This window comes from Hahella ganghwensis DSM 17046, from assembly GCF_000376785.1.
Taxonomy (GTDB): Bacteria; Pseudomonadota; Gammaproteobacteria; order Pseudomonadales; family Oleiphilaceae; genus Hahella; species Hahella ganghwensis.
This window is the reverse complement of record NZ_AQXX01000123.1, coordinates 21063-44343: the sequence shown is the minus strand read 5'-3', so window position 1 is coordinate 44343 and position 23281 is coordinate 21063. Positions and strand designations below refer to the sequence as shown.

Annotated in this window: 22 protein-coding genes; 10 read left to right on the top strand and 12 right to left on the bottom strand. The window is 50.3% G+C overall.

The features are described 5' to 3' along the window. Positions 1-230 precede the first annotated feature (230 nt). From F566_RS0117215 to F566_RS0117205, 3 genes are all read left to right on the top strand, one after another. A complete protein-coding gene (locus tag F566_RS0117215; RefSeq protein WP_245555268.1) occupies positions 231-872 on the top strand; it encodes a peptidoglycan DD-metalloendopeptidase family protein in 642 nt (213 codons plus the stop codon). A gap of 99 nt (positions 873-971) precedes the next feature. After that, positions 972-1973, top strand: coding sequence for an RNA polymerase sigma factor RpoS (gene rpoS, locus F566_RS0117210; protein WP_020408259.1), 1002 nt, complete (start codon positions 972-974; stop codon positions 1971-1973). 360 nt (positions 1974-2333) lie between these two features. Continuing rightward, entirely contained in the window at positions 2334-2900 is a 567-nt protein-coding gene (locus F566_RS0117205; RefSeq protein WP_020408258.1) for a chalcone isomerase family protein, read from the top strand. 93 nt (positions 2901-2993) lie between these two features. Here F566_RS0117205 and F566_RS33240 read toward each other — a convergent pair whose 3' ends face one another. The 9 genes from F566_RS33240 to metG all read right to left on the bottom strand — a co-directional run bounded on the left by F566_RS33240 (position 2994) and on the right by metG (position 13272). Next, positions 2994-3953 carry an alpha/beta fold hydrolase gene (locus F566_RS33240; protein WP_157496844.1) on the bottom strand — a complete coding sequence of 320 codons (960 nt, stop codon included), beginning with the start codon at positions 3951-3953 and terminating at the stop codon, positions 2994-2996. A gap of 177 nt (positions 3954-4130) precedes the next feature. Beyond that, on the bottom strand, positions 4131-4766 hold the full coding sequence (gene nth / locus F566_RS0117195; RefSeq protein ID WP_020408256.1) for an endonuclease III: 636 nt from the start codon (positions 4764-4766) through the stop codon (positions 4131-4133). A 28-nt stretch (positions 4767-4794) separates the two neighbouring features. After that, positions 4795-5505: an electron transport complex subunit E gene (locus tag F566_RS0117190; RefSeq protein WP_026180086.1), complete on the bottom strand. Its 711-nt coding sequence runs from the start codon at positions 5503-5505 to the stop codon at positions 4795-4797. Between the two features lie 60 nt (positions 5506-5565). Then, positions 5566-6192 (bottom strand): electron transport complex subunit RsxG, encoded by a 627-nt coding sequence (rsxG, locus tag F566_RS0117185; protein ID WP_020408254.1) that lies wholly within the window; start codon positions 6190-6192, stop codon positions 5566-5568. A gap of 25 nt (positions 6193-6217) precedes the next feature. Then, positions 6218-7261 carry an electron transport complex subunit RsxD gene (gene rsxD, locus F566_RS0117180; RefSeq protein ID WP_020408253.1) on the bottom strand — a complete coding sequence of 348 codons (1044 nt, stop codon included), beginning with the start codon at positions 7259-7261 and terminating at the stop codon, positions 6218-6220. 41 nt (positions 7262-7302) lie between these two features. Beyond that, entirely contained in the window at positions 7303-9738 is a 2436-nt protein-coding gene (gene rsxC / locus F566_RS0117175) for an electron transport complex subunit RsxC (protein ID WP_020408252.1), read from the bottom strand. Then, the gene (gene rsxB, locus F566_RS0117170; RefSeq protein WP_020408251.1) at positions 9735-10343 is read right to left on the bottom strand and encodes an electron transport complex subunit RsxB; all 609 of its coding nucleotides are present in this window, start codon (positions 10341-10343) and stop codon (positions 9735-9737) included. The genes rsxC and rsxB overlap by 4 nt, the downstream gene beginning before the upstream one ends. Before the next feature lie 10 nt (positions 10344-10353). After that, entirely contained in the window at positions 10354-10935 is a 582-nt protein-coding gene (gene rsxA / locus F566_RS0117165; RefSeq protein ID WP_026180085.1) for an electron transport complex subunit RsxA, read from the bottom strand. A gap of 312 nt (positions 10936-11247) precedes the next feature. Next, positions 11248-13272 carry a methionine--tRNA ligase gene (metG, locus tag F566_RS0117160; protein ID WP_020408249.1) on the bottom strand — a complete coding sequence of 675 codons (2025 nt, stop codon included), beginning with the start codon at positions 13270-13272 and terminating at the stop codon, positions 11248-11250. A gap of 382 nt (positions 13273-13654) precedes the next feature. On the opposite strand from metG, the gene apbC reads away from it, so the two are divergent. From apbC to F566_RS0117135, 5 genes are all read left to right on the top strand, one after another. Then, positions 13655-14752: an iron-sulfur cluster carrier protein ApbC gene (gene apbC / locus F566_RS0117155; RefSeq protein WP_020408248.1), complete on the top strand. Its 1098-nt coding sequence runs from the start codon at positions 13655-13657 to the stop codon at positions 14750-14752. A gap of 194 nt (positions 14753-14946) precedes the next feature. Beyond that, a complete protein-coding gene (gene dcd / locus F566_RS0117150; RefSeq protein ID WP_026180084.1) occupies positions 14947-15516 on the top strand; it encodes a dCTP deaminase in 570 nt (189 codons plus the stop codon). A gap of 62 nt (positions 15517-15578) precedes the next feature. After that, the gene (locus F566_RS0117145) at positions 15579-16196 is read left to right on the top strand and encodes a class II aldolase/adducin family protein (RefSeq protein WP_020408246.1); all 618 of its coding nucleotides are present in this window, start codon (positions 15579-15581) and stop codon (positions 16194-16196) included. A 50-nt stretch (positions 16197-16246) separates the two neighbouring features. After that, on the top strand, positions 16247-16852 hold the full coding sequence (locus F566_RS0117140) for a DUF416 family protein (RefSeq protein ID WP_020408245.1): 606 nt from the start codon (positions 16247-16249) through the stop codon (positions 16850-16852). A 99-nt stretch (positions 16853-16951) separates the two neighbouring features. Continuing rightward, on the top strand, positions 16952-18205 hold the full coding sequence (locus F566_RS0117135) for a valine--pyruvate transaminase (protein WP_020408244.1): 1254 nt from the start codon (positions 16952-16954) through the stop codon (positions 18203-18205). A gap of 49 nt (positions 18206-18254) precedes the next feature. On the opposite strand, the gene F566_RS33235 is transcribed toward F566_RS0117135, so the two are convergent. The 3 genes from F566_RS33235 to purM form a co-directional block, all read right to left on the bottom strand. Then, positions 18255-19067: a DUF3108 domain-containing protein gene (locus F566_RS33235; RefSeq protein WP_020408243.1), complete on the bottom strand. Its 813-nt coding sequence runs from the start codon at positions 19065-19067 to the stop codon at positions 18255-18257. Positions 19068-19193: 126 nt separating this feature from the next. Beyond that, positions 19194-19865 (bottom strand): phosphoribosylglycinamide formyltransferase, encoded by a 672-nt coding sequence (gene purN, locus F566_RS0117125; RefSeq protein WP_020408242.1) that lies wholly within the window; start codon positions 19863-19865, stop codon positions 19194-19196. Then, positions 19865-20923: a phosphoribosylformylglycinamidine cyclo-ligase gene (gene purM / locus F566_RS0117120; RefSeq protein ID WP_020408241.1), complete on the bottom strand. Its 1059-nt coding sequence runs from the start codon at positions 20921-20923 to the stop codon at positions 19865-19867. The genes purN and purM overlap by 1 nt, the downstream gene beginning before the upstream one ends. 342 nt (positions 20924-21265) lie before the next feature. Here purM and F566_RS0117115 point away from each other — a divergent pair, with 342 nt between their 5' ends. Both F566_RS0117115 and F566_RS0117110 read left to right on the top strand, forming a co-directional pair. After that, a complete protein-coding gene (locus F566_RS0117115; RefSeq protein WP_020408240.1) occupies positions 21266-22429 on the top strand; it encodes a DUF2066 domain-containing protein in 1164 nt (387 codons plus the stop codon). A gap of 275 nt (positions 22430-22704) precedes the next feature. Next, entirely contained in the window at positions 22705-23271 is a 567-nt protein-coding gene (locus F566_RS0117110) for a CDP-alcohol phosphatidyltransferase family protein (RefSeq protein ID WP_020408239.1), read from the top strand. Positions 23272-23281 lie beyond the last annotated feature (10 nt).

Sequence of the window (23281 nt, the reverse complement as noted above, 5' to 3'; positions counted from 1 at the left end):
TAATTCCGAAATGTTTTAAAAATGGCGTAAATGTGCGGCAGCAAAGAGTCAAAAACACAGCCTTATGTAACAGACTGTATACCAAAACTGGCGTCATTTATGCTTTTAAATATGTATGGCTGGCTTTCGCCATTTTTTTGACTTCCTGTACCTCCCCCGACATCTACCAAGACCCTGATTTTAACCCTCCCGTTTACTGGGGAAATCATAAGGTTTCCAAGGGGGATACCTTGTATTCCATAGCTTGGAGGTATGGCCGGGATTACAAGGAGTTGGCAGAGATCAACAATATTCCGCCGCCTTATACCATTCAAATTGGGCAGAGAATCAGTCTGGTTGTCCCGGAAGATTATGTGTTTCGTACTGCCAGAGCGAAAGCCAAACCGCAGAAAAGTTCAAAAAGTACACTAAAGCCTGTCCCCCAGGTTGCCTCCCCAAAGCCCGTTTACAAAAAGAAACAAAAGCCGTCTGCCACTAGTAACAAACCTAAACCTCAATTTAGATCCGGATGGGGGTGGCCTCACCCTGGCCCGATTATTGATACATATTCCATTACCGGTGAAATAAATAAGGGAGTTGATATAGCCGGTAAAATCGGTGATCCGGTGGTAGCCGCAGCCAGTGGCGAAGTGGTTTATGCAGGCAGTGGGTTACTGGGGTACGGAAAGCTGGTGATTGTTAATCACAGTGAAACGTATCTAAGTGCTTACGCTCATAATCGCAAGATACTGGTAAAAGAAGGAGACTACGTAAAACTGGGGCAGCAAATCGCCGAGCTGGGGCAGACAGGGGCAAAAAGGCCAATGTTACATTTTGAGATACGAAGAAACGGAAAGCCTGTAGACCCGCTGACCTATTTACCAAAAAAATAAGCCTAATAAAGCACAAGGCACGAAGAAGAAAAGCCCGCATTTTGCGGGATAACAAATCATCATACTCCCAAGGGAGTCCACGAGAGCAGGGCTTTTATCATGGCAGCAGAACGCGAAGCATATGCAGAAGACATTTCGTTCGAAAATGATATCGATATCTCCGAGATGGAAGAAATCAATGAGCTTGATAATGACGACGAAGTAGTTGTAGCAATAGAGCAAACACGCAGCAGTGGTCGCTTTAGTCTTGGAGAAGGCCAGTCCTACCGGAACCTGGACGCCACACAAATTTACCTCAATGAAATCGGCTTTTCGCCACTATTAACTCCCGAAGAAGAAGTTTATTTCGCACGTCTCGCCCGCAAAGGTGATGAAAAGGGACGTAAGCGGATGATCGAAAGTAATTTGCGTCTGGTGGTTAAAATCGCCCGGCGTTACGTTAATCGCGGACTCTCCCTGCTGGACCTGATCGAAGAAGGTAATTTGGGCTTGATTCGTGCGGTTGAAAAGTTTGATCCTGAACGTGGTTTCCGTTTTTCGACTTATGCCACCTGGTGGATTCGCCAGACGATCGAACGGGCCATTATGAACCAGACCCGTACCATTCGTTTGCCTATCCATGTTGTCAAAGAATTGAATGTGTACCTGCGTGCAGCTCGTGAGCTGACCCAAAAGCTTGATCATGAGCCTAGTGCTGAAGAAATCGCTGAGCTTCTTGAGAAGCCTGTGAAAGACGTCAAGCGTATGCTGGGTCTGAACGAACGCATCACCTCGATTGATTCTCCAATTAGTGGAAATTCTGAAAAATCCCTGTTGGAAACTGTTGCCGACGAAGCAAGCAATGACCCTGCTGAGATGCTGCAGGATTCCGACCTGAAAGGGTGCCTTGATCGTTGGTTGGACCAGTTATCTGATAAACAGCAGGAAGTCATCGCGCGCCGGTTTGGGTTGCGTGGATACCCTATGAGCACACTGGAAGAAGTGGGCCAGGAAATTGGTCTGACTCGTGAACGTGTTCGTCAGATTCAGGTGGAAGCATTGAAGCGCATGCGCGAGCTGCTGGAAAAAGAAGGGTTAACTGGAGAAACTCTGTTCAAGTAATCTTTCGCGCCGTATTTGTCAAAAAAGCCGCTCTTTTCAGAGCGGCTTTTTTGTTTGTTCTGTATTGAAAGTTATTCCTGCTAATCAAAACAGAGTCACCCAGGGATTGCTAACCAGCTCACATTACGAACCAGTTATCCACCAGGCTACTACCTTTGTAAAAGTACTGATGCCTATAATGACGTCGCCAATCATTGATCTCCCGGTGTTGTCCGGGAAGTGACGTGGAAAAGGAAAGCAAACCCTGGTCATTGGTGACATTTCTGGTATTGCATATGCCTGAGCGTTCCCTATTCACAAAAAAATAGCATCACAATAAAAACAAACAGTTGAACACAACCAAGCAATTAGGGATGGAATATGAAAAAGTTACTCACAACCTTAGTACTTTCTCTTGCTCTCTCTCCGCTGGCGAACGCGGCCACTGTGGCGGATATCGAAATTCCTGACACCCTTGAGGCGTCAGGTTCTGACCTTAAGCTAAATGGTGCCGGAGTGCGCTCCAAGTGGTTTATTGATGTCTATGTTGGCGGTTTGTATCTGCCCGAAGCCAGCCAGGATGCAGGCCAGATTGTAGATTCTGACCAACCCATGGCTATCAAGTTACATATGGTTTCAGGTTTAGTCACCAGCGAAAAGATGCAGAAGACGACGATGGAAGGGTTTGAAAACGCCACCGGCGGTAATATGGCTCCCATCCAGTCTCAAGTCGACCAATTCATGTCTGCCTTTGACGAAGAGATTCTGGAAAACGATGTATTCGATCTGGTTTATGTTCCCGGTAAAGGTGTTGAGATATACAAGAACGAAGAATTGGTTGATACCGTTAGTAGTGGGATTGATTTCAAACAGGCCCTTTTCGGAATCTGGTTGTCAGATACGCCAGCTCAGGAAAGTCTGAAGAAGGCGATGCTTGGCGATAGCTGATTGTCTTGTTTTTTGACATTCTGTAGAAAAAGTCAGTGATCAAAAGACCCCGAATACACGGGGTCTTTTGTTTTTCATATATGCTGGGTGGGACTAATATTTTGTGCCGACCAAGTGATGAATGTTCTGATATTGCTGTGCGTGTTGCCGCAGCAGTCTGCTGATTCTTGCCAATAATGGGGTTGGGAAGTCATGCCCCATTCCCTGAATGAGTTCATAACTGGCCCCACGTATGCGTTGGGCGACTTCTCTTCCTTGTGCAGCCCGTATTAATTGATCTTCATCGCCGTGCAGGACCTGGGTAGGGCAGAAAATTTTATTCTGAAATCGATCCAGTCTGCCGGTTACCATCATCGCAGTGGTTTGTCTGCGTGTTCCCGGAGCGTCGTTGTCACATCTCTCAATAACCCTGGATAATCTTGACAGTAGTTCTGCTTCCGGTGCGGGATAGGAGGTGCTGCCAATGGCTCTGATCAATTTGATTTTGTGTTGGTACAGCAGATCCCGGTTCTGGAAGGTTTGTTTGCGGATCAGACTGAGCGCCAGTCTGGGACTAAACGTCGGCATGGCTGAAAAGCCGCTGGAGGTCATGATCAGGGAAAGGCTGATCACCCGTTCAGGATGGTTGGCAGCCAGCACCTGGGCAATCATTCCTCCCATGGAAGCACCTGCAATATGTGCCCGCTTGATATTCAGATGGTCGAGCAGTTCGGCGGCGTCCTGGGCCATGTCTTCCAGATTGTAGGGGGCGGACAAAGCCAGTCCGAACTTTTTGCGAATCAGGTTCAGAGTCAGGTTGGTATTGATTCCGTCGATCTTGGAGGACAGGCCGATATCCCGATTATCAAACCTGACCACATGAAAGCCTTGAGAGGCAAGGTGTCTGCAAAGTGCATCCGGCCATACCAGCATCTGTGCCCCCAGTCCCATAATTAATAGAAGAGTCGGGGCTGCAGGGTCGCCAAAGGTTTCATAGGCAATACGGACCCGGTTCAGGTGGGCGTATTTTACAGAAAGTCTACTGCAGGTAGTGGGTAAGGAGCATAAGGCCACGACGACAAAATTCCATGGTGAAATGAAAGTATCATCAAATTGTAATGGAAGAGGTGTAAAGAGGGCAGTGAGTTGGTGGTGAATTAATCAAAAGTTCATATGGTCTACATGTAAATGAAACAATTATGGGGGTAGGAGATGGTGAGGGGGATGGCGACCATGATGTCGCCATGGGAGTCAATCTATTACTTTCTGCTTGAATTCACACAGATCTTCAATGACGCAGGCTGCACACTTGGGCTTTCTGGCGGTGCAGATATACCGGCCATGCAGTATCAGCCAGTGGTGGGCATCCATCAAGTAGTCTTTTGGGACATGCTTCAGCAGTTTTTTCTCCACCTCCAGCACATTTTTACCCGGTGCAATGCCAGTCCTGTTGGAAACTCTGAATATATGGGTATCCACAGCCATGGTGGGTTGGCGGAATGCTGTATTCAATACCACATTGGCTGTTTTGCGTCCGACCCCCGGAAGGGCTTCCAGGGCTTCCCGGGTCTCAGGAACCTGAGAGTTGTGCTGATCTATCAGGATCTTGCATGCCTTGATGACATTTTCAGCTTTGGCATTATAGAGTCCTATGGTCTTGATATACTCCTTCAGGCCTTCAACGCCCAGCGTATATATTGCTTCTGGCGTGTTGGCAACAGGGTACAGCTTGCGGGTTGCTTTGTTCACGCCCACATCTGTCGACTGTGCCGACAGGATGACGGCAATCAGCAATTCGAAGGCCGAGCCGTATTCAAGCTCAGTCGTAGGGTTTGGATTTTCTGCCTTGAGGCGGGCAAAAATCTCCCGCCGTTTATCTTTGTTCATGTTACTGCCAGGGACTTGTCGTTTAAGGTCAGGAAATACTGCCGGTTACCCGAACGCGTTTGCTTCCGGCGGCGACTTTGTCTTTCTTCATTTCCGCTGAACGCTTCATGCGGTTATCGATAATATTTTTCAGAGCAATAATGAATCCCATACCGACAAAGGCGCCGGGTGGGAGTACTGCAAACAGAAAGTTGGGGTAGTCCTGGATAACATTCAACTGCCAGTTTTTAGCGGTCTCGCCGAACAGAAGGTCCATGCCGGTAAACAGCGTACCCTGTCCGATGAGCTCCCGAATGCCTCCCAGCAGTATCAGTACCAGGGTAAAGCCCAGGCCCATCATGAATCCGTCCAGAGCGGAGGGAAGGATCGGGTTTTTGCTGGCAAAAGCATCAGCACGGCCAAGTATGGCGCAGTTGGTCACAATCAGCGGGATAAAAATACCCAGTATTTCGTAGAGCTCATAAGTGTACGCCTGCATCAGCAGTTCGGCACAGGTAACGAATGAGGCGATGATCATCACGAAAGCTGGTAGACGCACTGACTCGGGAACGAAGTTACGGATCAGCGAGACAGCAATATTCGAGCCTGTTAAAACCAACATGGTGGCCATGCCCAGGCCGAGGGCATTGACGACAGTACCGGTCACCGCCAATAGGGGGCAGAGGCCCAAAAGTTGAACCAGGGCGGGGTTGTTTTTCCAGAGTCCGTCCTGGGTGATTTCCAGATAGGATTTAGCCATGACTGTTTTCCCGTTTGATCCGCCTGTTATCTTAAAATGCTGGTCATAATGAGTCAGCAATTAGGTCCTGGGACCCAGAAGTTTGGTCCGATTCTGCTTAAAGTAGATCAGCGCATTTTTGACGCTTCCCACGATAGCTCTCGGTGTAATGGTGGCACCGGTCAGTTGATCAAAATGTCCGCCATCTTTTTTTACTTTCCACTTATCCTCCGCCGGTGTACCAAGTGCTTTATTGGTAAATCCTTCAATCCAATCGGATTTCCTGATTTCGATTTTATCACCCAGCCCGGGAGTTTCTTTATGTGCCGTTACCCGAACTCCCTGAATGGTGCCGTCCGGACGGATACCCACGATGGCACTGATTTCCCCGGTATAGCCGTCAGCGGCGATGACCGGAAGAATTATGGCAACGGTCTGGCCTTTATTTGTGGCAATAAAGGCTTCTGTTTCTTCCCGAGTGCCCAGTAGAGGGCTTGGAGGTAGCAAAATCGCTGACTCCAGCAGATCGTTGTCGTGTTCATTTTCAGGCACGATTTCCAGTAAAGCTTTGGTTCGTGCCTGCTTCTGAGCCTTGGCGATACGTTCGGCGGTCGAAACTTGGGTTAGTGCAATCAGACCGGCTGTGATAATGGCAAACAGGCCAAGCCCGATACTTCCCCTGAATATGGCAGCGCCCAAACTTGTCATATACTTTGTTGGCCTCTTCTGTTTATCAGTCTGCTTTCTTGATGCCGCGATGGGCTTTACGGTGCCCATAGGTTCTAGGCTTGGTGTAATGGTCTAGAAACGGCGCGGCAAAATTCATCAACAGTACAGCGAAGGCCACAGCATCCGGGTATCCTCCCCAGGTACGAATGATGTACACGAGAATGCCGATTCCTGCACCGTAGTAAAGTTTGCCCAACCGACTGGTAGCAGCCGTGACAGGATCTGTGGCAATAAAAAATGCCCCTAGCATGGTTGCCCCTGATAGAAGATGAATGGAAACGGGCGTGTATTGGTCCGGATCCCATCCAATGATCAGCGAACAGGCTGTCAACGACAACAGCATGCTGACAGGGATATGCCAGGTAATGATTTTGCGCCAGAGCAGCGCCAGGCCTCCGGCTAGAAAGCCAAGATTTACCCATTCCCAACCCAAAGCGACGTGTTGCCCGAAAACCGGGAGTTGGGTGAGTTCTTCTCGGGTCAGAATATCGACTTGATGTTTGTAGGTGTCCAATGGCGTGGCCATAGTGACACCGTCGATGTTGACGCCGCCTCCGGTGAAAATGTAGGTCAGTGTCTGGAGGAAGTCTGGTTGCACTGCCAGTGTGGAGGGCGTGGCCCAGTGTGTTGTCATTTCAACAGGGAAAGACACCAGCAGCAATGCATAGCCGACCATGGCGGGATTGAAAGGATTGCTGCCCAATCCGCCGTAAAGTTGTTTGGAAATGACAATGGCGAATAGTACGCCAACAGCAGTTACCCACCAGGGCGTAAAAGGCGGAAGCGCCAGGCCCAGCAATACCGCAGTAACCAGGGCGCTGTAATCACTCAGGTAAAACATTACGGGGCGTTTTCTCAGGCGAAGGACGGTAGCTTCAGCACCGATAGCCAGTAGGACGGCCCAGGCGACATTTATCAGAACTCCCCACCCGAAGAACCAGATCAGTGCCACAAATCCGGGCAGCGTCGCCAACAACACCCACTGCATGACTGAAGCGGTGCGGTTTGTGCCCCGGAGGTGGGGTGAGGTGATCTGTAACAGTGCCATGAATTCGTTGCTCGAAATAGTATACGTTATTGAATTGAAGACTAATTAACGATGTCCACGCTTTCTCCTCCAGCATTCTGGTAGGCGGTTTCAGCGGCTTTGAGTCTTTCTTGGTTTTTCTCGACGGCTCGGGTCAGTTTGGCGATTTTGGATTCGTCTGTGGGAGATTCAGCCTGCGCTTCTTCCAGCATACCCTGCATCATGACGAGTTTGTCTCGGGCTTTGTCGATATTATTGCGCAGGGCTTCCAACTCTTCTGGAGAGGACTTTGCCTGTCCTGGTATTTGTTGGGCTTGCTGTTTTGCATTTTTCAGACTCTTTTCCGCTGCCGCCAGCCGTTCATGATTCTTTTCGACTGCGCGGGTCAGCTTGCTGACCTTTGCATCATCAACAGGGTCTTCTGCCTGGGCTTCTTCCAGCATGCCTTGCATCATGGCCAGTTTGTCTTTGGCTTTGTCTACCTGGCTTTGCAATTGTTCTAGGTCCGGGCCTGCTTGTTCCTCAGGTGTGTCGGGAGCAGTAGCGCCAAGTGCGGCTTTCAGCTCTGCCAGCCTGGCCAGACTCTTATCGAGAGTAGGTTGCAACTGATTTGCCCGATCTGGATCAGAATTTCGGGTGTCGTTAATTGCGTTCTGCAGCGTGGCGATTTTGTCTTCCTGGCGTTTTATGCTGCGTTGCAGCTGTTCGCTGTCCTGGGCTGGCAGAGAGGCGCTACTTGCTGTAGTAGAAGTATCTGAACTTTGCTTTCTGGCGTCCGCCAATGCCTGCTCGGCAAATGCCAGTCGATCACGGTTCTTGGCCACAGCGTTACGCAGTTTTTCTGCCATATCTGATTGTTCGGCCTCAGCCTGCTGCAGGGAGGCTTCAACCTTGGTCAGCTTGTCTTTTGCTTTCTGGACGTTGGATTCCAGCTCAGCGAGATCGACCTCGGGGGCTGCCTGCTGTTGACGTTTTGCCTGCGCCCGTTTTACGGCCTCAGCAACGGCGGCTTTTTTCGGATCTTCTGCGGCTTGTGCTTCTGCTGCTCGGGCTGCTTGCGCTTTAGCGGCAGCTTCGGCTCTGGCTTTGCGTTTGGCTTCTTTTTCTTCCTGTTCCCGTTGTAATCGTGTTTGCCTGAACTCAAATCGCTCACGAGCCTTGTCAGATTTCTCCTGATCGAGTCTGGCAATACGTATCTGGCTCTTGGAGTACCGGTAATACTGAACCAAGGGAATGCTGCTGGGACAAACATACGAACAGGCGCCGCACTCGATGCAATCGAAAAGGTTGTGCATTTCAGCCTTTTCGAATTCCTGGGCCTTGGCAAACCAGAACAATTGTTGGGGCAATAGTTCAGCGGGGCAGGCTTCAGCACACATTCCGCATCGGATGCAAGGTTGCTCCGGAGGTGGTTCAGGAAATTCTTTCTGAGTTGCCGCCAGCAAGCAGTTGGTGGTTTTCACGACCGGAATATCGGTGGAGGTCAGAGCAAAGCCCATCATTGGCCCCCCCATCAGTACGCGAGAGGCCTTGGCAGCGTTGAAGCCGGCCTGGTTCAGCAGAAAAGATAAGGGGGTTCCAAGCAGCGTTTCGAAGTTGGCTGGTTGTTCGACCGCCTCTCCGGTCACCGTCGTAATTCTGGAAACCAAAGGTTCTCCATGGCGAATGGCACGGTACACGGCGGCTGAAGTACCGACATTCTGGCACATGACACCGATATCTGCGGGGATGTGTCCGTTCGGTACCTCAAGGCCAGTGAGAATCTTGATCAGTTGTTTTTCGCCCCCGGAAGGGTATTTGGTGGGGATCACCACGATTTCAATCTGAGTATCTTTCGCCGCTTCCCGCAAGGCGGCCACGGCCTCCGGTTTATTGTCCTCGATGCCGATCAGGCACTCCTCTGGCTGGAGGATAAATGCCATAATCTCCAACCCGCCAATCACCTCATGGGCTCTTTCCCTCATCAACATGTCATCTGCTGTGATGTAGGGTTCGCATTCTGCGGCATTCAGAATCAGTGAATTGACTTTATCATTGCGGGGAGGGTGCAGCTTGATCGCTGTTGGGAATCCGGCACCGCCAAGTCCTGCAATACCTGCTTGCCTGACCCGCTCGAGGATCTCAGCCGGTTCCAACTCTTCATAATTCTCGCAGGGGATACATTCTTTCCATTCATCCAGGCCGTCTGTTTCTATGACAATGCAGGAATCGGTCAATCCAGAAGGATGAGGAACCTGGTGGTCCTCAATGGCGATAACGGTACCTGAAGTCGGGGCGTGAACTGGCACGCTGACAGGCCCGACAGCTTCGGCAATCATGTCGCCTTTTTTGACCTGTTGCCCAATTGCCACAACAGGAGCTGCCGGCTGACCAATATGCTGGCTCAGAGGCAGATACAGGTATTGTGGAATACCGGCCTTACGAATGCTCTGCTGGGTGGACTGCGTTTTATTTTCCGGCGGATGAATTCCACCATGGAAATCCCAGGTCTGTCTCACGCCGCCTCCTGGTCGTTGGGGTCGGTTCGCTGATCTGTTGTGATAATGCGGGTCGGGTCGATTGGTTCTGAGCCGGGTTTGTGCCACGACCAGTCGCGGATCGTCTGGCCAACCGGAACCATATCGATACAGTCAACGGGGCAGGGCTCGACACATAGGTCGCAACCGGTACATTCATCCACGATAACCGTGTGCATCTGTTTGGCTGCTCCAAGAATGGCATCGACTGGACAAGCCTGTATGCATTTGGTGCATCCGATACATTCGTCTTCCCGTATAAATGCGACCCGCTTACCCTGGGCCACTCCGTGTTCTTCATCCAGTGGAATGGGTTCTACATCCAGAAGATCTGCCAAAGCGGATATGGTGGTTTCACCACCTGGAGGACACTTGTTGATGGCATCACCACCAGCAATAGCTTCAGCGTAAGGGCGGCAACCCGGATAACCACATTGGCCACACTGGGTTTGTGGCAGAAGCCCGTCGATCTGGTCGACCAGCGGATTGCCTTCAACTTTGAAACGGACAGAGGCAAACCCGAGAATCGCCCCGAACGTGACTGCCAGGGCAAGAAGGGCCAATACCGCAACGATCACTATACTCATTCCGGATACCTCAGATATTTACCAGGCCGGTGAAGCCCAGAAACGCCAGAGACATCAGGCCAGCGGTAATCATACCAATTGCGCTGCCTTTGAAAGGCATTGGGACATCCGCTACAGCGATACGTTCCCGCATGGCGGAAAACAGTACCAAAACCAGTGAAAAGCCCACTGCGGCTCCAAATCCGTAGAGAATGGATTCCATAAAACCGTTCTGTTTTTTTATGTTCAGGAGTGCTACACCCAGAACGGCGCAGTTGGTGGTGATTAATGGGAGGAATATTCCCAGAACGCGATACAGTAATGGACTGGTCTTGTGGACGACCATCTCGGTGAACTGTACAACGACAGCGATCACCAGAATAAAAGTGATGGTTTTCAGGTACTCAAGCCCAAGAGGGGCCAGGAGGTATTCGAAAGCCAGATAGCTACAGAGAGATGAGAGTGTCAGTACAAAGGTAGTGGCCAGAGACATTCCCATGGCCGTTTCCAGTTTGTTGGAAACACCCATAAACGGGCATAGTCCAAGGAATTGGACGAGCACAAAGTTGTTTACCAGTATGGTGCTGACGAGAATGAGCAAATACTCAGTCATGGGTAAAATGGCTCTCGTGTTGGACCGCGTTTGTGATTAAGCGCTGCGCCAAAATAGCGCCCCAGTATTAACGGGGCGCGTATTATAGCCTAAATGTATCGGGTCTGTTGATAGGTAATAGAAGGTTTTGACAGGTTATGGGTGATACAGGTCAAATTGTGAGGACGGCCTGTCGCATATAGAGCAATAGGTAACCCTGCATTTAAGGTTTGGCGATTTTCAGTTCTAAGATCTTAGAGGGCCCTTATTTTACCGGGCCCTTAACGTGCGATGATCTTGAATTCTCACGGGAAAAGCTTCCCGTGAGTCGTGCTACATGACTCTCATGCCTGGTTGGGCGCCACTATCTGGCTGCAACAGCCAGATGTCTTTGCCGCCCGGGCCAGCTGCCAGAACCATGCCTTCTGACATGCCGAACTTCATCTTGCGTGGTTTGAGGTTGGCAACCATCACGGTCAGCCTGCCGATCAGATCTTCCGGCGCGTAAGCGGATTTGATTCCGGCGAACACCTGTTTTTCATTCTCACCGAGGCTCAGCGTCAGTTTAAGGAGCTTATCAGCGCCTTCTACATGTTCCGCGTTGACGATCTTGGCAATTCTCAGGTCTACCTTGGCAAAATCATCATATTCGATTTCAGAAGGCGTTTCCGGTTTGGGAGCCACTTTCTTGGCCTTCTCTTTCGTTGCCTTGGGAGCTTCTTTAGAGTCATCAATCATGGCGTTCACGGCCTTGGGATCGATCCGGGTCATCATGGCTTTGAATTTGTTGATGGCATGATCTTTCAATGGCGCCGGAGTCGACTGCCATTGCAGTTGGATGTTGAGAAAGGCTTCTGCTTTTTTGGCCATCTCTGGCACAACCGGCGTCAGATAGGTCATCAGGATGTAGAACATATTGATGCCCGTTGAGCAAACATCCACCACTTCCTGTTCTTTACCTTCCTCTTTGGCCAGTTTCCATGGCTCTTTTTCGGCAATATAGCCGTTGGCAATATCTGCTAGCGCCATGATGTCGCGAATCGCTCGGCCAAACTCGCGTTTCTCGTAAGCTTCGGCAATGGCATCAGACTTTTCAGTAAATTGGGACAGCAGTTCGGGTTCTGCGAGCTTGGCAGACAGCTTGCCGCCAGCTTTGTTAATAAACCCCGCGCAGCGGCTGGCAATGTTGACGAGTTTACCAACCAGATCGGCATTCACTCGCGCGGTAAAATCCTGCAGATTCAGATCCAGGTCGTCCACATTTGCATTCAGTTTGGCCGCATAGTAGTAACGCAGATACTCGGGATCCAAATGTTTCAGGTAGGTGCGTGCCATGATGAAGGTGCCGCGGGACTTGGACATCTTTTTGCCGTCAACGGTCACGTAACCGTGCGCCCAGACCGCTGAAGGTGTTCTGAAGTCAGAAGCACTCAGCATGGATGGCCAGAAAAGGGCGTGGAAGTTGATGATGTCTTTACCAATGAAGTGGTAAAGCTCTGCATCCGAGTTCGGCCTCCAGTATTCATCGAAATCCAGATCGTCACGACGGGCGCACAGATTTTTGAAGCTGGCCATGTAACCGATTGGTGCATCCAGCCAGACATAAAAGTATTTGCCGGGTGCATCCGGAATCTCAAAGCCAAAGTAAGGTGCGTCCCGGGAAATGTCCCATTCCTGTAGTTCAGCATCGAGCCACTCGGCCAGCTTATTGGCAACCTGGGGCTGCAAGGTTCCGCTGCGGGTCCATTCTTTCAGGAAATCCTGGAAATCCGGGAGTTTGAAAAAGAAGTGCTCGGATTCCTTGGTGATCGGGGTCGCGCCTGAGATCGCCGAACGGGGATTGATCAGTTCGGCCGGTGTGTACGTGGCGCTGCAGACTTCGCAGTTATCGCCGTATTGATCTTCGGCTTTACAGTTTGGGCAAGTGCCTTTGATAAAGCGGTCGGCCAGGAATAGTTCCTTCTCAGGATCATAGGCTTGCGTGATTTCACGTGTAGCAATATGGCCCTTATCCCTGAGTGCCTTGTAAATCAGTTCGGATAACTCCCGGTTTTCTTCGGAATGCGTTGAATAATAGTTGTCGAACTCGATCAGAAAATCTGCAAAATCCTTGCGATGGTCTTCATTGACCTGTTCGATCAGTTGCTCAGACGTCATACTCATCTGCTCAGCTTTCAGCATGATCGCGGTGCCGTGCGCGTCGTCGGCACAGACATACGTGCATTTATGCCCCCTGGCTTTCTGGAAACGCACCCAGATATCGGTCTGGATGTACTCCAACAGGTGGCCCAGGTGTATCGGGCCATTAGCGTAGGGAAGCGCGCTGGTGACAAGAATCTTTCTTTGCTGAGCGGACATATTACCTTTCCGTTAATAGAGTGGAATCGAGAAACGATGGTGTGCTGGCTCTCCACCCTTAGAGCCATCTATTTACCAAATTAACTGATTGCCGGGCTATTTGTTACCTGGCCAATTATTTACCAGGCGATTCTGCCAATTGGCAATCTAAATCGAATGGGGCGGTATGATAGCGCTATGAAGGTGAATTTTCATCCGTCTTCGGATTCGGTGGAATAGATTTGCTATCGGTGACAGTCGGTCGGATATGGGCAAGCCTGATCTGGAAATACCATACCGATTTAGTATAGTATTCGCCAAAACTGAGAATGATCATCCCGCCTTAATCATGTGTCCATGTTGCGACTACATGTGTCATGAAGAGGCCAATGTGGAGATACCAATGACTGCGATCAACAAAGCCGAAGTGGAAAATGCCATTCGGGGCTATCAGGATCCTTATTTGAAAGCGGATTTATTTTCGACGGGGGCGGTCAAGTCACTGGAAATCGAAAACAATAAGGTTTCCCTGTCACTGGAATTGGGCTATCCCGCCGCGGGAATTGCCGGGGGGCTCAGGCAGATTGTATCGACAGCGATTGAAAACTGTGACGGCGTTGAATCGGCTGAGGTTGAAGTGAGCTGGGCCATCGCCCCTCATCAGGCCCAGAAAAATCTGCCTGCAGTGGCGAATGTAAAAAATATTATCGCAGTGGCCTCCGGAAAAGGTGGTGTAGGGAAGTCAACGACAGCGGTGAATCTGGCTCTGGCTTTACAGAAAGAAGGTGCAAAAGTCGGAATTCTTGATGCTGATATCTATGGCCCGAGTCAGGGGATGATGTTGGGCGTCGCCGAAGGCACCCGGCCGGAAGTGAAAGATAACCAGTATTTTATTCCTGTTAGGGCGCATGGTATTCAGGTGATGTCCATGGCGTTTCTGGTAACGGACAAAACGCCGATGGTCTGGCGTGGCCCCATGGTCAGTGGTGCCTTGCAGCAATTGCTCACCCAAAGTCAGTGGGATGATCTGGATTACTTGATTGTCGATATGCCTCCTGGAACTGGTGATATTCAATTAACGCTTGCGCAGAAAGTTCCTGTGACCGGGGCGGTCATTGTCACCACGCCGCAGGACATCGCTTTGCTTGACTGCAAAAAAGGTATTGAAATGTTCCGCAAAGTGGAGATTCCGGTGCTGGGGGTTATTGAGAATATGAGTATTCATATCTGTAGTAACTGTGGTCATCACGAACCCCTGTTTGGCGCCGGCGGCGGAGAGAGAGTTTCAGAGGAATACGATACTGACCTGCTGGGACAGTTACCTCTGCACATGACGATTCGCGAACAGACAGACTCTGGTCAGCCCACCGTTGCTGCTGAACCGGACTCAGAGGTCGGTTTAATCTATCGGGATATTGCCCGCAAGTTGGGAGCGGGCCTGTCCTTACGAGCCAAGAATCAGGCGCAGATGTTTCCGGAAATCATTGTGAAAGCAGACTAGTACTGAGGGGATTCATCCCCCTGATTATGCTTGATGCAATTGGGGGGGAATGATTGTGGAAACCTGCACTTGGTCAATTTCCGCTGTTCCAGTATCATGCGCGCATATTGTGGCAGGTTTTCATCTGTCCTGTGATTGACATTATATTAATGTGACGGCCCCTGGGTTAGTTGCATCAAAATACGAGTAGCGACATGACGATAAAAGCAGACAAGTGGATTCGGAAAATGTCTCTGGAGCACGGCATGATAGAGCCGTTCCAGGATGGGCAGGTAAGGGCATCTGAAGAGAAAGGTAAACTGATTTCATACGGCAATTCCAGCTATGGCTATGATGTCCGCTGCAGCAATGAATTCAAGATCTTTACCAACGTACATTCCGCCACTGTTGATCCCAAAGCTTTTGATTCCAAGAGCTTTGTCGATTTTGTCGGCGATGTCTGCATAATTCCTCCCAACTCATTTGCTCTGGCCCGTACCGTGGAATACTTTAGAATTCCGCGTAATGTGCTGACCATTTGTCTGGGTAAATCCACTTATGCCCGATGCGGTATCATCGTCAATGTCACCCCTCTGGAGCCTGAGTGGGAAGGGCATGTCACTCTCGAATTTTCCAATACCACCAATCTGCCGGCTAAGATTTATGCCAATGAAGGGGTTGCCCAGATGCTGTTCTTTGAGTCTGACGAAACTTGTGAAGTCAGTTACAAGGATCGTGGTGGCAAATATCTTGGGCAGACTGGCGTCACATTGCCGAAGGCCTGATCTCAGAAGCTTCGATTATCTAAGATTGTTCAGCCTGACATTGTTGGTCATGGAGTGATCCGATGGAAACTGAAGGTGTCATTAAATTTGTTCTCGATCACCAGTGGCAGGCGTTACCCGATAATATTGATATTGCAGACCTTGAGGCTGCCCGTTCTCAGCTGAAGGAACGGGGATTGATAGGGCAGGATTCTGCCCGCTACGGTGGTCTGGGATTTGGAAACCTCAGTCAGCGCTATCATGACGATCAATTTATTGTTTCCGGAAGTCAGACCGGAGAGCTCCCCGGCCTTCTCAAGCGTGACTATGCGCTGGTTGTGAAGGCGGATCTTGCGACTAACCGGATCTGGTCTCAGGGAGAAATCAAACCCTCTTCTGAATCAACCACACATGCTCTTTTATATCAATTGAGTGGGGATATCGGAGCGGTGATTCATGTGCATTCACCTGAGATCTGGCACAGGTTTGAAGACCTGGACCTGCTTTATACGCCTGAAGATGCGCCTTATGGTAGTCAGCAGTTGGTGAAGTCTGTTACTGCCTTGTGGGAACAGAAGGACCTGAAGTCCCGGGGAGTGTTTGTCATGCGTGGTCATCAGGATGGTGTTATGGCCTTTTCCGGGACGGTAAAAGGTGCTTTGGCCAATATATTGGCACTCCATCAGAAATGTGGTTTCTAGTTCTAATACTTGTCTCGTTATTCAAATAGCTATGTCATAAGGGGGCCTGTGTGGCTTCAATCAAGCACTTTAAACAACTGGAGCAGTTAAAAGGCTGGCGCCAGCAGGTATTTCTTGCAGCGCTTGCCGAACGTGCAATGCCTAATCTGGTGTTTTTTACAGATTTGTTGCAGGTGGATTTGCCTGTTTTCCCTGATCGACTGATTGAAGCTATATGGCATAGCATTGATAGTCGCGAAACAATCAAAGTCCAACCACAGATCGAAGCCCTGGAAACTCTTGATGAGGTATTGGCTGGCCGAGAGGAATACGGAGCATTGCCGGCCAGGGATGCGGTTGAGCAAATACTGAATGCTTTGGAGTCATTGCTGATGCCGGCATCGGAGCTAGCGAGGAAGGCGGCGGAGTCGAGTTTACAAACAGTCGCTTCCTTTGTGGAATTCAGTGAGGGAGAAGGTCTGGAAGAGCATAACTTGGTCATGCTGCTGGAACGGCATCCGCTTACCCGCACAGAACTGGCGTTTCAGCGCGACCTTGTGGGAATGCTGAAGAAAGCGCCGGTGCCTAATGCATCATTATTAAGAGAGTTCCGCACGCTTGCAGCTCAGGATGGCGTTAGCAATATTGGGATTGCGCTGCAGGATGAAGAGGAATAGTTTGGGATTCAAAGGGCCATAAGTCCGAAATAGAGCGCGCGAAAGTGATCCTGATGCGCACATGATAATAAAGCACTGCACGAGTAAGAGAGGTAAATCATGCGACTTTCAGAGTTTGGGACCAAGTTTACCCAGGAAGCGGGAATAAACTCCCTAATGGAAGATCTTGGTAACGCCCTGGCTGATGGTAATATGATTATGATGGGTGGGGGGAATCCCGGCCTGGTGCCTGAAGTCCAGGAAGTGTTTCAGCAGGAGCTGCGTCGAATCACGGATAACCCGGATGAATTCCGCAAACTTACCGGCATTTATGACCCTCCTCAGGGTGAGAAGCAGTTTATTCAATCCCTTGCTGATTTATTTTCGCGGGAATATGGCTGGCCGATAGGTCCTGAGAATATTGCTCTCACCAATGGCAGTCAGTCGGCGTTCTTTATTCTGTTCAACCTGTTTGCTGGTAGGTATGGTGACGGCACCAGCAAAAAAGTACTGTTACCTATGACACCTGAGTACATAGGTTATGCGGACTCGGGGCTGACCCAGGATTTCTTTGTCTCCACTCGTCCCACGATTGAAATGCTGGACGAGCACCGGTTCAAATATCATGTGGACTTCGACAATCTTCAGATCGGAGATGATATTGGAGTCATGTGTGTGTCCAGGCCCACTAATCCTACCGGAAATGTGTTGACCGATGATGAGATGGCTCACCTCATTCAGCTTGCCAGGCAACATGATCTGCCGTTGATTGTCGATGGTGCCTATGGTTTGCCATTTCCTGATCTGGTATTTACCGATGTTAAGCCGGTTTGGGATGATCACCTTGTGCTCTGCCTGAGTCTGTCCAAGCTTGGATTGCCTGCGGTGCGTACCGGAATTGTCATTGCCAAGCCGGAGGTGATCAAGGCTGTCGCTGGAGTCAATGCGATCATTAATCTTGCTCCTGGAAGTTTTGGGGGGATGCTGGCCAATTCGATGGTGAGCAGCGGTGAAATCCTGCGTTTAAGTACGGAAGTGGTAAAACCTTTTTATCAGCAGAAGGCGCAGCGCGCATTTAATGTCCTGAGTCAGCACCTGGATGGCTTGCCGTTTGCGCTGCATGATCCTGAGGGTGCGATGTTTCTCTGGTTGTGGCTCCGGGACCTCCCTATCTCGAGTAAGGCGTTGTATCAGCGACTGAAGCAACGGGGCGTGTTAGTCGTGTCTGGTCATTACTTTTTTCCTGGTCTCGAAGACGACTGGGATCATACTCGACAGTGCCTGAGAATCACCTACTCGCAAGATGATGCTTTGGTGGAAAAAGGTCTGGTATTGATGGCTGATGAAATTCGTAAAGTATACGCGGGTGAGTAAAGTCGAAACCTGATGTCGTTTCAGGCGGGAGTGTTGTCAGGGAGGCAGGTTACTTGATCCTGGGTTCAAATATCTGGTCGCCAACCTGGGCTTTCTGCAACACAATCTGGTACTTTTCTCCATCAGGTTCAACTTGAGACATTTTTACCAATAGGTAGCCTTGTTGTTGGGCAAACCATAGCTTGGTTTGCCTTGAACTGTCCGGTTCGCGAATTTTTTCAACCACGACACAGGGAAAAGAGGAATTTTCTCCCTGAAGCGATTCTTCACCTGTCACCGCAAATACGAACTCCCTGAGTCTGCCTTTGTCTGCCACGGTGTAGTGCATTTCTTCTTTGCCACGTGCTAAATCAAGTCTTAGTTGTAACTGGTACCCTAGTCTGTCAAGTGTCAAAGGAGGGATAGAGATGGTCCTGCTGTCGTTATTGATGTCGTAGCGAACCTGTTTTGACTGCCAGTCAAAGCTGGCGTTGGATTGCTTGGATTTGACCCAGCCACTGCGTTCATAGTTGTATTTTATCGGTAGTAATTGAGAGTCATTCCATTGGAAATGGAGCGTCTCAGATATGTCCACAATGAATGAGCTCACATCAAATCGGTATTGCCAGTCACCATTTTCCAGTTTCTCAAGTGTTCTGATGGCGCTGCCTCGAATCGGTACTCCTTTCTTATAAGATGCCCGGTACTCTGCCCGGGTGGCAAGTAGAATGTGTTGTCCCTCGGAAGGTGGTGAGGGATGTGCACTATCCGTTGTTTCTGCCTGGGTGTGAAGTGACGTCAGGACAAGAGAGAAAAGAGCGGCAGGGAGAAGTCGCCAGCCGGTGAGGGGCGGTGCAGTTGTGCGAATTGAGCGCGATCCCATATAGTTTCTGGGTCTGACCTTTATCGTTATTTTTAATAACCATAGGCCTCCCCGGAGCTGACTGCAAGTCAGGAGGCTCCGGGATATGAGATCGACATTTTATAAAAAACCAGGTTTGAGCGCAGCTTAGGATTCTGCGTTGCTTATGACAATACCGGAAGAGGGTAATTTCTGGCCGTCAAGGAGTGCTGAGTTGTTCTCCATGGTCAGGCGCTCCTCGCAATACCAGCGCACCGCTTCAGGATAGATCAGGTGCTCTTGCAGCTGGACTCTTGTGGCCAGGGTCTCTGGAGTGTCACCGTGAAGCACTGGAACCTCTGCCTGCACGATATTCGGGCCTCCGTCCAGTTCCTCCGTAACGAAATGGACAGTAACACCGTGCTTTGTGTCGCCGGCTTCCAAAGCTCTTTTATGGGTATGCAGGCCCTGGTATTTGGGAAGCAGAGAGGGGTGAATGTTGAGCATTTTACCCTGGTAATGGCGTACGAACTCTGGTGTCAGAATACGCATGAAGCCTGCCAGCACCACCAGATCCGGTCGATAGGCATCAATACCTGCCTGAAGGGCCTGGTCAAAAGATTCTCTTGAATCGTATTCTTTGTGATCCAAGGTTATCGCGTCGATGCCGACCTTTTGGGCGCGCTCCAGGCCGAAGGCTCCCGGTCTGTTGCTGATGACAGCAACAATGTTGCCGGGAAATGTATTGCGGGCCTGGGCATCAATGAGTGCCTGCAGGTTGCTGCCGTTGCCGGATATCAGTACCACAATCCGGCGTGGTGAAGATTGCCTGTCAGTCATTACTGGGGCAGTCCCTTCAGCTCAACAAGTGGTTCATCGGATTGGTGTTCAGCAATGTAACCAATCTCGTAGACCTCTTCCCCGGCATTTTGCAGAATCTCAATGGCGCTGTCTTTACTCTCTGCTGGAACAACCAATGCCATACCGATACCGCAGTTGAAAGTACGGTACATTTCAGTCCAGTCCACATTGCCCTGTTGTTGCAGCCATTCAAAAAGCGGTGGCAGTGTATAGCTGTCAAGGTCGATCACGGCTTTGGCGTTCTTGGGGAGAACCCTTGGGATATTTTCCAGGAAGCCTCCGCCAGTGATGTGAGACAGGGCGTGAACCGGTGTCTGCCTGATCAGTTCCAGCAGTGGTTTGACATATATCCGGGTTGGCTTGAGCAGGGCTTCTCCGAGTGTGCCTCCCTCGAAAGTAGCTGTCAGGTCAGCATTGCTGACTTCTACAATCTTGCGTACCAGAGAATAACCGTTTGAGTGAACACCAGAGGAGCTTAAGCCGAGAATAACATCACCTGGTTTGACCAACTGCCCGTCGATGATTTTTGATTTTTCAACAATGCCGACACAGAATCCTGCCAGGTCATAATCCTCGCCTTCGTACATTCCCGGCATCTCTGCGGTTTCGCCGCCGATGAGTGAGCAACCGGCCTGAAGACAGCCTTGCCCAATGCCCTCGACAACAGTCGTGGCAATATCCACCGAAAGCTTGCCGGTTGCATAATAATCCAGGAAAAATAAAGGTTCAGCGCCTTGTACGATCAAGTCATTGACGCACATGGCAACTAGGTCAACCCCAATGGAATCATGCATGCCGAGTTGCATCGCCAGTCGCAGTTTGGTGCCAACGCCATCAGTACCGGAGACCAGAACAGGTTCCTGATAGCCTTTGGGGATTTCAAACAGGGCTCCAAATCCGCCCAGGCCCGCCAGAACTTCTGGGCGGCGGGTGGCTTGCGCCGCACCTTTAATACGCTCGACCAGTGCATTACCTGCATCAATATCAACGCCGGCATCACGGTAACTGAGGGAAGGTTTGTCTGTCGGTGCGGTCATGAGGATCAGTGCTCTCTGTAGGGGTTAACAAGAAGGTCGCGTATTTTAGCAACTGAAGCAGGGGAGTTCTATTACTGACAGTAACTATTTCCACGGGTTTCTGCCTGGTCCGATGGTCTGTGCCTATCTGTTGGGGATGTAAGAGGTCCGCTCAATCGGATTGCCGGCGGTCGGTCGGTGGCTCCATATCCGAAGATGTCGAAACTAAAACCGCTTTAATAGTGGCCCGGGGGGAAATAGTGTATGCTTCCCGGATTTGCATAGTTTCGGCGAGGAATAACTTTCAAATTCCGCAAGTTATGAAAAGTTGTCTCCTGAGTCGGTCGGCCGTATGAGTTTGTAATGTTGGAAGCAAAAGTGACTACCCTGTTTATTCAAAAGCTATCAACACCATTTTATAGCTGGTTATCCAGAGTAAGTATGTCCACCCGAAAAGCGTGGCGAGGTACCCTGGCGGTGTTATTGGTGGGTTGTCTATTTCAGACACATGCCTTTGCTGTTCCTGTGCGTGGTCTTTATGAAGCCCACATTCCTGTGGCCGATCAGTCTTCAGATGCGAGACAGGAAGCACTGAATGCAGCCCTTGAGCAAGTAGTTGATCGAGTAACCGGGACGCCTTACTGGAGAGATGTATACTCTCCGGCAGATCTGGTGTCGAACAGTCAGCGATTGCTGGAGCAATATAGTTATTCTCGCAATGACCGTCCGTCGGACGGTCTGCCGTGGATTTTTAATGCCAAGTTTTCAGGAAGCGCCCTGGCCCAATTACTCGCGAGACAGGGTTTACCTGTATGGGGGCAGAGCCGTCCACAGACATTGTTCTGGATTGCCTTGGATGAACGAGGTGTGCGTGATGTGGTTGCTGAACCTCAGGAAAGGCCGATGGTTGAATATCTCCAGTCGGCAGCAAGACACTGGGGGCTTCCCATCCTGCTTCCGTTAATGGATCTGGAAGATTCCGCCACATTGAACGTATCAGATTTGTGGGGCTTTTTTGCCGGCCCTGTTGAAGCAGCCTCGACACGATACAGCAGTGATGCTGTGGTCATGGCTCGTGTCTATCAGGATAATGCCGGTCGCTGGACTGGGCGATGGCAATTGCGGGTGAACGGCCAGTCGTTAAGTCAGGGGGAAATTGAAGCGCAGGGACAGGAAGAGTGGGCACAGACGCTCATGGCTGAAGTCGCCTCTGCACAGGCCAAAAAATATGCAATTACGCTGGATGAGAGTGCTGCGAATCTGGTCAAACTTGAAGTGACCAACGTTACCAGTTTCCGGGACTATGTAGACGTTTCCCGGATGTTACAGAAGTTGGCCCCGGTGAAAAGGGTAGAGCCGTTTTTTATGAGCCGCGATGTCGTCCGTTTCGAGCTTTCATTGAACTCTGTACCTGAGCAGCTTGAAGAGCATATTGCATTGCAGGAAAAGTTGCGTCCGGTATTGGGAGATGGGGGACAGGAGGAAATCGGCTATTGGCTCTACTATCAATGGGGTGGCAGCCAGTAGAGCGGTCAATGGAGAGGCAGCCGATAGAGCACTTAACTGGAGGCCGATAAAGAATTTGTGTCGAGCCTCTCTAATGTAGAGCTGAGTTTGTCAGTGATTGCCTGCCTGCTTGGCGCTACAATGCCTGTTGTATCATGATGAATATTGGTGTCACTGACGAACAGCGGCACTGAATTAATGCCGCTGGCCCAATTGCTCACAGGCAGGATTTTGCTTTGAGTCGGGTGGTGGCGTTGAATCGGTGTGCCTGGGGTCGATAAACGGAGCGGGATCTGTTGCATATACCCTGGAGGCAACTCCCTAATGCCATTACGCTACTGCGTATTTTACTGGTAGTGCCGATTGTTTACTGCCTGGCCAGGGAATGGTATCGGGATGCTTTGTGGTTGTTTTTAATTGCTGGTGTTTCGGATGGTTTGGATGGCTTTCTTGCCCGGACTTTCCATTGGAGTAGCCGCTTTGGGGCGATAACGGACCCTCTGGCCGATAAGGCCTTGCTGGTATCCGTGTTTGTAGTGCTGACCTTGAATGGGTTACTTCCGTGGTGGCTCATGGTGCTTGTATTTGTCCGGGATCTGATTATTGTGATCGGTGCTTTGGCGTATCATATGATGTTGGGGAGTTATTCAATACGTCCCAGTATTTGGGGGAAATTGAGTACTTTCACTCAGATCACCTATGTATTGGTAGTTGTTTTTTACTATGCAGGGCTGCCCATGCCGGCCCTCGCGGTGGAGTTGGGGGTCTGGGCAGTGGCTGCTGTGTGCTTGGTCAGCGGAAGTCATTATGTGACTAGTTGGGGGCGAAAATACTGCCTTGAACGCTCCAGGACGACTACCTGAGTTTATTTGG

Excerpts from the sequence above, each read along its gene's own strand:
- apbC (WP_020408248.1), top strand. The coding sequence starts at position 13,655 with ATGACTGCGATCAACAAAGCCGAAGTGGAAAATGCCATTCGGGGCTAT.
- metG (WP_020408249.1), bottom strand. The coding sequence starts at position 13,272 with ATGTCCGCTCAGCAAAGAAAGATTCTTGTCACCAGCGCGCTTCCCTAC.
- rpoS (WP_020408259.1), top strand. The coding sequence starts at position 972 with ATGGCAGCAGAACGCGAAGCATATGCAGAAGACATTTCGTTCGAAAAT.
- purM (WP_020408241.1), bottom strand. The coding sequence starts at position 20,923 with ATGACCGCACCGACAGACAAACCTTCCCTCAGTTACCGTGATGCCGGC.
- F566_RS0117190 (WP_026180086.1), bottom strand. The coding sequence starts at position 5,505 with ATGGCTAAATCCTATCTGGAAATCACCCAGGACGGACTCTGGAAAAAC.
- F566_RS33235 (WP_020408243.1), bottom strand. The coding sequence starts at position 19,067 with ATGGGATCGCGCTCAATTCGCACAACTGCACCGCCCCTCACCGGCTGG.
- F566_RS0117135 (WP_020408244.1), top strand. The coding sequence starts at position 16,952 with ATGCGACTTTCAGAGTTTGGGACCAAGTTTACCCAGGAAGCGGGAATA.
- F566_RS0117145 (WP_020408246.1), top strand. The coding sequence starts at position 15,579 with ATGGAAACTGAAGGTGTCATTAAATTTGTTCTCGATCACCAGTGGCAG.
- rsxA (WP_026180085.1), bottom strand. The coding sequence starts at position 10,935 with ATGACTGAGTATTTGCTCATTCTCGTCAGCACCATACTGGTAAACAAC.
- rsxB (WP_020408251.1), bottom strand. The coding sequence starts at position 10,343 with ATGAGTATAGTGATCGTTGCGGTATTGGCCCTTCTTGCCCTGGCAGTC.
- nth (WP_020408256.1), bottom strand. The coding sequence starts at position 4,766 with ATGAACAAAGATAAACGGCGGGAGATTTTTGCCCGCCTCAAGGCAGAA.
- F566_RS0117205 (WP_020408258.1), top strand. The coding sequence starts at position 2,334 with ATGAAAAAGTTACTCACAACCTTAGTACTTTCTCTTGCTCTCTCTCCG.
- F566_RS0117115 (WP_020408240.1), top strand. The coding sequence starts at position 21,266 with ATGTTGGAAGCAAAAGTGACTACCCTGTTTATTCAAAAGCTATCAACA.
- dcd (WP_026180084.1), top strand. The coding sequence starts at position 14,947 with ATGACGATAAAAGCAGACAAGTGGATTCGGAAAATGTCTCTGGAGCAC.
- purN (WP_020408242.1), bottom strand. The coding sequence starts at position 19,865 with ATGACTGACAGGCAATCTTCACCACGCCGGATTGTGGTACTGATATCC.
- rsxG (WP_020408254.1), bottom strand. The coding sequence starts at position 6,192 with ATGACAAGTTTGGGCGCTGCCATATTCAGGGGAAGTATCGGGCTTGGC.
- rsxD (WP_020408253.1), bottom strand. The coding sequence starts at position 7,261 with ATGGCACTGTTACAGATCACCTCACCCCACCTCCGGGGCACAAACCGC.